This is a genomic window from Pseudomonas sp. DSV-1, assembly GCF_035830915.1.
GTDB lineage: Bacteria > Pseudomonadota > Gammaproteobacteria > Pseudomonadales > Pseudomonadaceae > Aquipseudomonas.
In genome coordinates, this window is record NZ_JAYMYG010000001.1 from 3384048 (window position 1) to 3395529 (window position 11482).

The following is an 11482-nucleotide window of genomic DNA, read 5'->3' on the forward strand; positions in this document are numbered from 1 at the left end:
GCTCAATTGATATCGAACAGCTTGTCAAAGTTGGAAATACCGAGAATCTTGCGCACATCCGGACTGCTGTTGACCACCCGGATATCCGACTCATCGCCACCGGCGTGCTCGCGTAACAGCAACAACATGCCCAGCGCCGAACTGTCGAGGTAGGTCGCGTCTTTCAAATCCACTACCACGCAAGCGGGCTTGGGGTTCAATTCCTCATAGGCGCTGCGAAATTCCTGATGTTTGGCAAAGTCGAACCGGCCCTTGATTGCGATTGTCAGCTTGCTGCCATCTTCGGAGACTTCAGATATCACTGCCATGTGGATGCTCCCGAGGTTGTCCCAGCAACTATAGACGCTTTGTGTAGAGGGGTCAGTACACGTCTTTTCGCGGCAATCGCTGGGACAACTCGTCCATCAATTTTTGCTCGCGCTTGTCTTCCAGCTGGCGGGCTTCGTCGGCGTAACGCTGAACCAGCTTGCGCAGCCCCTCGACGCGGGCATAGGCCGTCTGCCACGTCTCACGGGCCTTGTCGAGGTTGTTCTGATGCCACACCAGACTCTGGCGCTGCTGGCCGACGGCGGTTTCCAGCTGGCCAAGGAAGTATTGATAGTTGCGCAGCCATTGGCCCGACACGCCCTGGCTGCCGCGATCAACCCACTGCGCCTGGTACTCGCCACGGAAGTTTTCCAGGTCCCCCAGCTTGCTGTTCGCCAGGTTGACCTGCCCTTGAAAGTGCCCCAATCGCTGGGCCGCCGCCTTCTCGGTCTTTTCGGCCATATCGACCACTGGCGCCAGGCGCACTGCCCTTGAATCACCGGCCATCGTCGATTAACCACCCTCTGCCGGGGCGAAGATGCTGCCCAGATGCCCGCCGCTCTCGGCCAGGCTGATGTTGTCGTTCAGCCCTTGGCGCAGGTACGCCACCATTGCCGGTTGCAAGGCAATGGCGGTATCGGTTTCACGGTCGCCACCCGGCACATAGGCGCCCACGCTGATCAGGTCGCGTGCTTGCTGGAAGCGGGACCACAGCTGTTTGAACTGCTGCGCACGACGCATGTGTTCTGGCGTGACCACCGACGGCATGACCCGGCTGATGGACGCTTCAATATCGATGGCCGGGTAATGCCCCTCTTCGGCCAGGCGCCGGGACAACACGATATGGCCGTCGAGCACGCCCCGCGCCGAGTCGGCGATGGGGTCCTGCTGGTCATCGCCTTCAGAGAGCACGGTATAGAACGCCGTGATCGAACCGCCACCGGCCTCGGCATTACCGGCCCGCTCCACCAGCTTGGGCAGTTTGGCGAACACCGAAGGCGGATAGCCCTTGGTCGCTGGCGGCTCGCCAATGGCCAGGGCGATTTCCCGCTGGGCCTGGGCGAATCGGGTCAGGGAATCCATCAGCAACAGGACATTCTTGCCCTTGTCGCGAAAATATTCGGCGATTCGCGTGCAGTACATGGCTGCACGCAAACGCATCAGCGGGGCGTCATCGGCAGGCGATGCCACGACCACCGAGCGCTTGAGACCTTCGGTGCCGAGGATATGCTCGATAAATTCCTTTACCTCACGACCCCGCTCACCGATCAGGCCAACCACGATAATGTCGGCCTCGGTAAAACGGGTCATCATCCCCAGCAGCACACTCTTGCCCACGCCCGTACCGGCAAACAGGCCCAGGCGCTGGCCGCGCCCGACCGTCAATAAACCGTTGATGCTGCGAATGCCCACGTCCAGCGGCACGCTGATCGGGTCACGCTTGAGGGGGTTGATGGCAGGCCCGTCCATCGGTACCCAGTCTTCGGCCTTCATCGGCCCTTTGCCATCCAGTGCACGCCCGGCGCCGTCAAGCACCCGACCGAGCATGCTCATGCCCATCGGCAGGCGGCCATTATCGGCCAGGGGCACCACACGGGCGCCCGGCGCGATCCCGGCGACGCTGCCCACGGGCATCAGGAAGATTTTGCCACCGGAGAAGCCCATCACCTCGGCTTCGACTTCCACCGGGTGAAAACTGTCGTCGTTGATCACCAGGCAACGGCTGCCCATGGCGGCGCGCAGGCCTTCGGCCTCAAGGGTCAGGCCAACCATGCGCAGCAATCGGCCTTCAACCACCGGCTGCGCGGGCAAAGACACGGCCGGGGCATAGGTGCTCAGGCGCTTGGCAAAGCTGGTGCGCTTAAGGTGCATCGAGGTCGATGTCGATGTCAGGCGCCGCCGGATGCAGCGACTGCTCGTGGAGCTGGTCGAGCAACTGGTTCATGGCCTGTTTGATACGGGTTTCGATGCTGGCATCGATGCGGCTGTGCTCGGTTTCAATTCGGCAACCGCCGGGCTGCAGGGTGTCGTCTTCGACAATCCGCCAGTGTTCGTCGTGGCGCTCGCGCAAGGCCTTGATCTGATCGAAATCCTGCGGATTGATGAACAGCCGAATGTTCTCGGCACCCATCGGCAACAGCTTCAAACCCTCGCGCAGCACTTTCTCGATCTGGGTCGAATCGGTTTTGAGCTCACGCTGGATCACTTGCCGGGTCATGTGCTCGACCAGCCCGACCATGGCTTTTTCAAGTTGCTGGTCCTGCTCGGCAAGCGGCGCCAGCAAGCTGTTCATCAAGCGTTCAAGGCTGGCCACCCTGGCGTTCAGGGCAACCTCGGCTTCCTGGCGAACCTTGAGCTGAGTGCTGTGAAAACCTTCTTTTTCGCCCGTGGCAAAGCCTTCGTTCCAGGCCTCCTGGCGAATGCTTTCGAGTTCTTCGAGGGTCAGTGGCTGGACTTCATCCAGCGGCACTTCTTCGCTTTCCACCGGCAGCTCTTCGACCGGCTCGGGCTCAGGCTCTTCGGGCTCGCGCCAAGGGTCAAAGCTGGGCAGGCCCCATACATCGAAGGCACCCACATCCTTGGCCCGGATCACATCTCCGGGGGAGTCACCGCTGCTCACTTAGATCATCTCTTCGCCGCCCTTCCCGCCGAGAACAATGTCTCCGGCTTCGGCCATACGGCGGGCGATGGTGAGGATTTCTTTCTGCGCAGTTTCAACATCACTGACACGTACCGGGCCCTTGGCTTCCAGGTCGTCACGCAACAGTTCGGCCGCGCGCTTGGACATGTTCTTGAAGATTTTTTCCTGCACGTTCTCGTCGGAGCCCTTGAGCGCCAGCACCAGCACGTCCGAGGACACCTCGCGCAGCAACGCCTGGATCCCCCGGTCGTCTACGTCGGCCAGGTTGTTGAACACGAACATCAGGTCTTCGATCTGACCCGACAGGTCTTCATCGATATCGCGGATCGAATCCATCAACTGGGATTCCATCGAGCTGTCGAGGAAGTTCATGATGTCGGCCGCCCGCTTGACGCCGCCCAGAGAGGTGCGCGCCGCATTGGAGTTGCCGGAGAACTGTTTTTCGAGGATCTGGTTCAGCTCTTTGAGCGCCGCCGGCTGCACGGTATTGAGCGACGAAACCCGCAGGATGATGTCCAGGCGCGCCTTCTGGTCGAAGTGACCCAGCACTTCACCCGCCTGGTCCGGGTCCAGATACGCCACCACAATGGCCTGGATTTGCGGGTGCTCGAAGCGGATCACGTCGGCCACGGCACGCGGTTCCATCCACTTCAGGCTGTCGAGGCCACTGGTGTTGCCACCCAGCAGGATGCGGTCGATCAGGCCGTTGGCCTTGTCTTCGCCCAGGGCCGAGGTGAGCATTTTGCGAATGTAGCTGTCCGACCCCACGCCAAGGCTGGTCTGGTCGCCGACGATCTCGACGAACTCGCTCATCACCTGCTCGACCTGCTCACGGTGAACGTTGCGCATTTGCGCCATCGCCACCCCCACCCGCTGGACCTCTTTGGGGCCCATGTGGCGCAGCACCTGGGCCGCGTCGGATTCGCCCAGGGACAGCAGCAAAATGGCGGCCTTGTCGACCCGGGTCAACTTGGCGTTGGCGCCCGCACGGTTATCACTCATCGGCATTGATCCACTCTTTTACTACCTGGGCCACACGGCCCGGATCTTCTGCGACCAGACTCTTGATTGCGTTCAACTGAGCGTCATAGCCTTCGCTCGGGCTTGGCAACATGATGCTCTGCGGACCGCTGAGGCTGACACGGTCGTTGGCCAACTCACGATCCAGTCCGCCCGGGCCGCCCATCTCGGCATCGCTGCCAATGCCTGCCACTTGCTTGTTGCGTCCGTTGCCGGTGATGTTGTTGAGCACCGGGCGCAACACACCAAACACCAGCACCAGAATAAACAGCACACCCAGTACTTGTTTGACCACATCCCAGAACCAGGGCTGCGAATAAAACGGGATGTCGGCGATCACTTCGGCGCGCTCGGTGGAGAACGGCACGTTGATCACACTGACACTGTCGCCACGGCTGGCATCAAAACCCACGGCGTCCTGCACCAGGCGGGTAAAGCGTGCCAGTTGATCGGTACTCCACGGTACCTGGGTGATTTCACCGTTGGCCGGGTTGACGCTGATCTTGTCGTCGATCACCACCGCCACCGACAGGCGATTGACCCTGCCCTGCTGCTGCTTGGTGTGGCTGATGGAGCGGTCCAGCTCGAAGTTGCGGGTCGATTGCGAGCGCTTGTCTGCCGGGTACGGTGCCAGCATCGGCTGGCCGGTGCCCGGGTCCATGATTTGCTGACCGTTGGCATCGAGCAAAGGCTGACCCGGCTGGATCATGCCCGCTGCGGCGGCGCCCTGGCCGGTTTGCTGAGGGGCGGTGGCCGGGCTCGGCGGCTGATTGCTCAAGGCACCGGGCACGCCTTGGGGGCCATTGCTGGCGGTGCGCTGCTCGCTGGTCGATTGCTCGCTGCGCAGCGCCGGTTGATCGGGGTTGAACTGCTCGGAGGTGGACTCGACGGCACTGAAATCCACATCGGCCGACACTTCTGCCTTGTAACGGTCATTGCCCAGCACCGGCTGCAGGATGTTGTGCACGCGCTGAGTCAACATGCCTTCCATGCGGCGGCTGTAGTCGAACTGCTTGCCGGCCATGGTCAGTTCGGAGTTTTCACCCTGATCCGAAAGCAGATTGCCTTTCTGGTCGACCACGGTGATCTGGGACTTGCTCAATTCAGGCACGCTGGTGGCGACCAGATTGACGATCGCCAGCACCTGGCCCGGCTCCAGCGAGCGGCCCGCGTAGAGTTCAACCAGGACCGACGCACTGGGCCTGCGCTCATCGCGCACGAACACCGAGCTTTTGGGAATCGCCAGGTGAACCCGTGCACCCTTGACGTTATTGAGGCTGGAAATGGTGCGCGCCAACTCGCCTTCCAGACCACGACGATAACGCGTGGCCTCCATGAACTGGCTGGTGCCCAGGCCCTGGTCCTTGTCGAGGATTTCGAAACCGATATTGCTGTCGGTCGGCGTGACGCCTGCGGCCGCCAGTTTCAGGCGGGCACGGGCAATGTCGTCGGCCTTGACCAGCAAGGCGCCCGAGTTGGGCTCAACGGTGTAGGCAATGTCGGCGGAGGCCAGGGTTTCCATGACCTGCTTGGCATCCATACCGGCCAGGCTGCCATACAGCGGCCGGTAATCAGGTTGCTGGGACCACAACACAACGGCAAAACCAATGGCCACGCTCGCCGCCAGACCGACCATCAGGCCGACCTGACGCAGCATGGTCATATCGGCCAGGTTGTCCAGAAAAGACAGGCCAAACAGCGGCGGCTTGCCGCCGGCTGGACCTGTTTGGGCCGGAACGTTATCCGGGAGTGCATCTGCCATGACTTGATATCGCCCTTAAACCGGCATCTGCATGATGTCTTGGTATGCCTGAACCAGCTTGTTACGGACTTGGGTCAACGCCTGGAAAGAAACACTGGCCTTCTGGGAAGCAATCATCACATCCGTCAGGTCTACGCCGGTCTTGCCGATTTCGAATGCGTTCGACAACTGGCTCGATGCCTGCTGTGTGTCGCTGACCTTGTTGATCGCATTGCCGAGCATGTCGGAAAAGCTGCTGGCACCGGCTTCGGGAACCGCCTGCACAGCCGATTTTGGCTGAGCCATGGCGTCCATCTGCATGGCCCGCATGTCCAACATCAATCGATTAAATTCAATACCCTGGCTCATGGACAACTGCCTCCGGCGACCCGCAATTTTTTGACACTTTCACAGCGCTTACCGAGGTATAGCAACAAGGGTGCCAGCTCTTTGTCGTTTTATAACAATTACCGTTACAAAACGTCGCAGACGAGGATCACACCTAACCTGTGGGAGCGGGCTTGCCCGCGATGGCATCACCGCGCAACGTCTGATGCACCGCGCCGATCAAATCGCGAGCAAGCCCGCTCCCACGCTGGTTTAGTGGCGCTCTCAGGTTGCGGCAAACAGATAAGCCTCAACATCCATCCCCGCATCGCGCATCTGCGCCAGCTTGTAGCGCAAGGTCCGCGGGCTGATGCCCAGGCGCTCGGAAGCTTCCTTGCGTCGCCCCCGCTCGGCACGCAAGGTGTCGATAATCAGCTGGAATTCACGTCGGCGCAGATCATCACCCAGCGCCCCCGCCGACTCCACAACCTCGACCGGCGAAGCCAGTGGCGGCAAGGGCGCGCAGGCCACAGGCCCCGCCAGGCAAAAATCTGCCGCTTCGATCTGGCCGCCCTGCTGCAAAATCAACGCCCGCTGAATCGCGTTATCCAGCTCGCGCACATTACCGGGCCAGGGGTATGCGCCCAGGCACGCCCGGGCATCCGGCGAAAACCCGACTGCCGTGTGCTTCATTTTGCCGATGTACTTGGCCAGCAGCCGCTCAGCCAACGGCAGGATGTCGGCAGTACGCTCGCGCAGCGGGGTCCAGGCCAGCGGAAACACTGAAAGGCGATAGAACAGATCCTCGCGAAACCGTCCCGCAGCCACTTCGCCCGCCAGATCACGGTTGGTGGTGGCGACCACGCGGATATCCAGCACAATCGGCTTGCGCCCGCCTACCCGCTCCACTTCGCGCTCTTGCAGCACCCGCAGCAGTTTTGCCTGCAGGCCCAGAGGCATTTCGGAAATTTCATCGAGCAGCAAGGTGCCGCCATCCGCCTGCTCAAACTTGCCGGCCTGGGCCGCAATGGCGCCGGTAAAGGCACCTTTCTCATGACCAAACAGAGTGGCTTCGAGCATGTTGTCGGGGATGGCCGCGCAGTTGATCGCCACAAACGGCTGATCAACCCGACGGGAGTGCTGGTGGATATAACGCGCCAGCACTTCTTTACCCGTACCCGACTCGCCCGAGATCAGCACCGTCGCATCACTGCGCGCCACCCGCGCCGCCAACTCCAACAGCTGGACACTGGCCGGCTCAACCGCCACCGGACCTTCAGTGTCCGCCACCCCCAGACTGCCCAGGGCATGGCGAGCCACCAGATCGAGCAAGGCCTTGGGTTCAAACGGTTTGACCAGATAGTCCACCGCCCCCTGGCGCATAGCATCCACTGCACGCTCCACGGCGCCATGAGCCGTCATCAGCAACACCGGCAATTGGGGCTGACAGGCACGCAGGCGAGCGAGCAACTGATGGCCATCCATGCCCGGCATGTTGACGTCACTGACCACCAGGCTGAACGCCTGCGAAGTGACCGCCGCCAGGGCTTCTTCCCCCGAGCTGACCGCCTTAAAGCCGTGACCGGCCAGCAATAGCGTGTCCGCCAGCGCTTCGCGCAACGCGTGATCGTCTTCGACCAACAGCACGTTAATTCGCATCACCATCAGTTTGCCTCCGCCACACCGGGAATCAGCGGCAAGCTGAGCAAGGCGCAGGTACCACGCCCCAGCCGCGAACGTAACTGCAAGTGGCCCTGATGCGCCCGTACCACCGCGTTGACCACCGCCAACCCGAGACCGGTGCCGGTCGCCTTGGTGGTGAAAAACGGTTCGCCCAAACGCGCCAGGACTCGGGGTTCAATGCCACTGCCACTGTCGCTCACGCACAGCCTCAGGCAGTTATCACGGCGGTATAAATGGACTTTAAGCCGCACCTGCACAGCACCCGTTTGCAGGGCGTTTTCGATCAGGTTCAGCAGCGCGCCCACCAGGGTGTCGCGATTGCACAGCAGCTGCCCCGTATAGGCATCGCACTGCCAGCGTATCGACACGCCCTGAACATGGGTTTGCGCGGCGGCCTGCAGGGTTTGCATCAGGACCTTGGGGCTGACCCGATCTGTCAGCGGCAATTCGCCCCGGGCAAAGACCAGCATGTCGCGTACTTGATGCTCAAGCTCGTGCAGACGCTCCTTGAGGCGCCCGGCAAAGCGCTGCTGGGTTTCCAGCGGCAGCGCCTGCTCGGTCAAATGACTGGCGTAGATCAGCGCTGCCGACAGTGGCGTACGAATCTGGTGGGCCAGGGAGGCAACCATCCGCCCCAAAGACGACAAACGCTCATGGCGGGCGAGTTGATCTTGCAGGCGCCGGGTTTCTGTCAGGTCATTGAGCAAGACCAGTTGCCCCGGCTCGGCATCCAGCGAACGGGTGGCAATCGACAGGCGCCGACCGTCCTTGAGGGAGACTTCGTGACCATCGTCTTCGCGGGGTGCAAAACAGCGGGCAATCACATGGCGCCACAGCTCGCCCTCAAGGGGCAGGCCCAGCAGCTCGCAGGCCGCAGGGTTGGCCTCGCGCACCCGTCCGCGATCATCGATGACGATGACCCCGCCCGGCAGCAGATCAAGCAGGTGTTGCAGGCGATTGGCCAGTCGCTCTTTTTCCGCCAGCTCAGCCATGCGCTGCTCGCTGACCACCGCCAGCTCCCCCGTAAGCTCCGAAACACGGGCTTGGAGCAGGCTATAGGGATCAGGAACGGAAGAAAGCTGGACGGCGGCTTGAGGCATGGTGCGTGCTCGCTTGGCTGACCGTCATAAAACGGTTCGTTGAACCAAGCGAAGCAATACCCGTGCCTGAATAGATAACACTAGCGAACCGCAATGCCGGTCCCGACTTATGTGGGAGCGGGCTTGCTCGCGATTTGGGAGCCTCGCAGTGTCAGGAATAATGCGGTGATGCTATCGCGAGCAAGCCCGCTCCCACAGAGACAGGTGTCAATCGTCTGCCTGTTCTTCGCCTTCACGACGGCTCATGCCGTACTTGCGCATTTTTTCCACCAGGGTGGTGCGACGAATCCGCAGGCGTTCTGCCGCGCGGGCGACGATGCCATTGGCGTCGTCGAGCGCCTGCTGGATCAGCCCCTGCTCCAGCCCACCCAGGTAGTCCTTGAGGTCCAGGCCTTCGGGCGGCAGCATCGCATTGGCGCTGGCGACGAAATCGGTAGTAGCGCTGTTGATGGCCACGCGCTCCTCCATGTCGCTGCGCAGGCTGTCGACCATCTGCTCGTCTTCGTCATCCACGTAGCGGAATTTTTTCGGCAGCTCAACCACGCCAATCACACCATAGGGATGCATGATCGCCATGCGCTCCACCAGATTGGCCAGCTCACGGACGTTGCCCGGCCATGCATGACGGCACAACGACATGATCGCGGCAGAATTGAAGCGGATCGAGCCACGCTTTTCGTGCTCCATGCGCGAAATCAGCTCGTTCATCAACAGCGGAATATCTTCGACCCGCTCGCGCAGGGGCGCCATTTCGATCGGGAATACGTTGAGGCGGTAGTACAAGTCTTCGCGGAAGGCGCCGACTTCAATCATGCTTTCGAGGTTTTTGTGGGTCGCGGCAATGATCCGCACATCGGCGCACTGGGTCTTGTTGCTGCCCACGCGTTCAAAGGTACGTTCCTGCAACACGCGCAGCAGCTTGACCTGCATCGGCAGCGGCATATCGCCGATTTCATCGAGAAACAGCGTGCCGCCATTGGCCAGCTCGAAACGCCCGGCACGGCTGGTGATTGCTCCGGTGAAGGCGCCCTTCTCATGCCCGAACAGCTCGCTTTCGAGCAGCTCGGCAGGAATCGCCCCACAGTTGACGGGTACAAACGGCGCGTCACGGCGCTTGGAGTGGTAATGCAGGTTACGTGCAACCACCTCCTTGCCGGTCCCGGACTCGCCGAGGATCAAGACGCTGGCATCGGTGTCGGCCACTTGCTGCATCATCTGGCGCACATGCTGAATCGCACGGCTGGTACCGACCAGACTGCGAAACAGGTTGGGCTCACGATGACGACCGCGCTCGCGGGCCTGGTCGTACATCTCGCGATAGACCTGGGCACGGTGCAGGGAATCAAGCAATTTGCTGTAGCTGGGGGGCATTTCAAGACTGGACAACACCCGGCGGCGCTGGTCTTCAGGCAAATCGACTGAAGAAACTTCACCTAAAAGCATGATCGGCAGGAACTCATCCCACACAGCCAGTGTCTTAAGCAAGCTTGAAAGACCACCCGCAGTACTCACCGTGCCTACAAGCACGCAGAGTACTTCACGACTGGACGGCAAGACTTTGACGGCTTGCTCCCATTCGTGGCTAGGACTGGCTAAATTTTCTTCGCCAAGAAAATTCAGAATCACCGCCAGGTCGCGGCGGCGGACGCTATCGTCATCGATCAACAGAATTTTGGTTTCACGCCACATGCAATAGCAACTTCCCTAGTCAACTCAATGCCCCGGATGGCAGGGCATATGTAGACGCCCTAACCCTGTTGGATATCTAAGACGACTGAATACAGAATAACGAGCTAGTTAAGTCAAAAAACTGTGCATAGTCAAATTTATGGCGGTTTAAAACGCGATTAACCACATATTCTTTAGGCCTTAACCGAATAGATGGTAAACCTTTGACGCATTTTTTGCTTGATTGATCTGCCCCATTTGCTCAACGACTGACTGACGCTCATCGGTCGCGGCTTCCAGCAGCATGCGATACACCACCAACAGCCCTTCCAGATTCTCGCGCAACACCGCCTCATCCAGCGGCGCCTCATCCAGAACACTCTCGACACACACCCGACAAGCCGAGTCCAGCTCGCCGATGGCATCCCAATTGCGCTCGGCCAGAGCGTCAATCAGGGCTACACGGGTTTCTTGAATTCGTTGCAGTTGGCTCATGGCGCACTCCTCGGGCTTATTGCGGGGCAATGGCATCCCAACCACTTTTTACAGTGATCAGCAGGCGAGCCACTTCATCGATGATTTCAGGGTCGTTCTTGGCATTGGCCTGGGTCAAACGCACCGCCATGAATTCATACAGGCTGTCCAGCTGCTGCAACGCAGCCTTGTCATCGGTCTTGTCTTCATCCAGGCCCTGACGCAGGCCGGTGATGATGTCGATGGCCTTGGTGATCAACATGGCCTTCTGCGGGATATCACCACGGCTCATTGCGCCTTTGGCCTGGGCCATGCGATCCAGACCGCCTTCCATCAGCATTTGAATCAAGCGATGGGGGCTGGCTTCGGAGATTTGAGCGTGGGAATTAACCTTCTGGTACTGACGAAGGGCGCGCATCGGGTTCATGTTTCGACCTCATAACGGTGAATGGCAAAAATCGCGGGTTCTTGATCTTTTTATCGACAGAAGCGGCCAAAGCTTTAGTGCCAGGGCCGGGCAAA

12 protein-coding genes are annotated in these 11482 nt (G+C 60.4%); all 12 read right to left on the minus strand.

All coding sequences use genetic code 11. The features are described from left to right. Positions 1-2: 2 nt before the first annotated feature. Positions 3-308, minus strand: a complete 306-nt coding sequence (locus VSQ83_RS15910) for an STAS domain-containing protein (RefSeq protein WP_133076002.1) — start codon at positions 306-308, stop codon at positions 3-5. Positions 309-360: 52 nt separating this feature from the next. After that, on the minus strand, positions 361-813 hold the full coding sequence (gene fliJ / locus VSQ83_RS15915; protein ID WP_133076001.1) for a flagellar export protein FliJ: 453 nt from the start codon (positions 811-813) through the stop codon (positions 361-363). 6 nt (positions 814-819) lie between these two features. After that, positions 820-2178: a flagellar protein export ATPase FliI gene (fliI, locus tag VSQ83_RS15920; protein ID WP_133076000.1), complete on the minus strand. Its 1359-nt coding sequence runs from the start codon at positions 2176-2178 to the stop codon at positions 820-822. After that, positions 2168-2926, minus strand: coding sequence for a flagellar assembly protein FliH (fliH, locus tag VSQ83_RS15925; protein WP_326427191.1), 759 nt, complete (start codon positions 2924-2926; stop codon positions 2168-2170). The genes fliI and fliH overlap by 11 nt, the downstream gene beginning before the upstream one ends. Next, positions 2927-3949, minus strand: coding sequence for a flagellar motor switch protein FliG (gene fliG, locus VSQ83_RS15930; RefSeq protein WP_133075998.1), 1023 nt, complete (start codon positions 3947-3949; stop codon positions 2927-2929). It lies immediately after the preceding gene. Then, positions 3942-5729, minus strand: a complete 1788-nt coding sequence (gene fliF, locus VSQ83_RS15935; protein WP_133075997.1) for a flagellar basal-body MS-ring/collar protein FliF — start codon at positions 5727-5729, stop codon at positions 3942-3944. The genes fliG and fliF overlap by 8 nt, the downstream gene beginning before the upstream one ends. 15 nt (positions 5730-5744) lie before the next feature. Beyond that, positions 5745-6077 carry a flagellar hook-basal body complex protein FliE gene (fliE, locus tag VSQ83_RS15940; RefSeq protein ID WP_019828811.1) on the minus strand — a complete coding sequence of 111 codons (333 nt, stop codon included), beginning with the start codon at positions 6075-6077 and terminating at the stop codon, positions 5745-5747. Positions 6078-6320: 243 nt separating this feature from the next. Further along, positions 6321-7694: a sigma-54-dependent transcriptional regulator gene (locus VSQ83_RS15945; RefSeq protein ID WP_326427727.1), complete on the minus strand. Its 1374-nt coding sequence runs from the start codon at positions 7692-7694 to the stop codon at positions 6321-6323. A 5-nt stretch (positions 7695-7699) separates the two neighbouring features. After that, complete coding sequence (locus VSQ83_RS15950) at positions 7700-8818, minus strand: sensor histidine kinase (RefSeq protein WP_219262977.1); 1119 nt, start codon at positions 8816-8818, stop codon at positions 7700-7702. 207 nt (positions 8819-9025) lie between these two features. After that, positions 9026-10507: a sigma-54 dependent transcriptional regulator gene (locus tag VSQ83_RS15955; RefSeq protein ID WP_133075994.1), complete on the minus strand. Its 1482-nt coding sequence runs from the start codon at positions 10505-10507 to the stop codon at positions 9026-9028. Between the two features lie 180 nt (positions 10508-10687). Further along, a complete protein-coding gene (locus VSQ83_RS15960; protein WP_019828807.1) occupies positions 10688-10981 on the minus strand; it encodes a hypothetical protein in 294 nt (97 codons plus the stop codon). 16 nt (positions 10982-10997) lie between these two features. Further along, entirely contained in the window at positions 10998-11387 is a 390-nt protein-coding gene (gene fliS, locus VSQ83_RS15965; RefSeq protein WP_133075993.1) for a flagellar export chaperone FliS, read from the minus strand. Between the last annotated feature and the right edge of the window lie 95 nt (positions 11388-11482).

Bases quoted from the DNA above. Each gene is read 5' to 3' on its own strand.
- VSQ83_RS15910 (WP_133076002.1), bottom strand. From the start codon at position 308: ATGGCAGTGATATCTGAAGTCTCCGAAGATGGCAGCAAGCTGACAATC.
- fliJ (WP_133076001.1), bottom strand. From the start codon at position 813: ATGGCCGGTGATTCAAGGGCAGTGCGCCTGGCGCCAGTGGTCGATATG.
- fliI (WP_133076000.1), bottom strand. From the start codon at position 2,178: ATGCACCTTAAGCGCACCAGCTTTGCCAAGCGCCTGAGCACCTATGCC.
- fliG (WP_133075998.1), bottom strand. From the start codon at position 3,949: ATGAGTGATAACCGTGCGGGCGCCAACGCCAAGTTGACCCGGGTCGAC.
- fliF (WP_133075997.1), bottom strand. From the start codon at position 5,729: ATGGCAGATGCACTCCCGGATAACGTTCCGGCCCAAACAGGTCCAGCC.
- fliE (WP_019828811.1), bottom strand. From the start codon at position 6,077: ATGAGCCAGGGTATTGAATTTAATCGATTGATGTTGGACATGCGGGCC.
- VSQ83_RS15945 (WP_326427727.1), bottom strand. From the start codon at position 7,694: ATGCGAATTAACGTGCTGTTGGTCGAAGACGATCACGCGTTGCGCGAA.
- VSQ83_RS15950 (WP_219262977.1), bottom strand. From the start codon at position 8,818: ATGCCTCAAGCCGCCGTCCAGCTTTCTTCCGTTCCTGATCCCTATAGC.
- VSQ83_RS15955 (WP_133075994.1), bottom strand. From the start codon at position 10,507: ATGTGGCGTGAAACCAAAATTCTGTTGATCGATGACGATAGCGTCCGC.
- VSQ83_RS15960 (WP_019828807.1), bottom strand. From the start codon at position 10,981: ATGAGCCAACTGCAACGAATTCAAGAAACCCGTGTAGCCCTGATTGAC.
- fliS (WP_133075993.1), bottom strand. From the start codon at position 11,387: ATGAACCCGATGCGCGCCCTTCGTCAGTACCAGAAGGTTAATTCCCAC.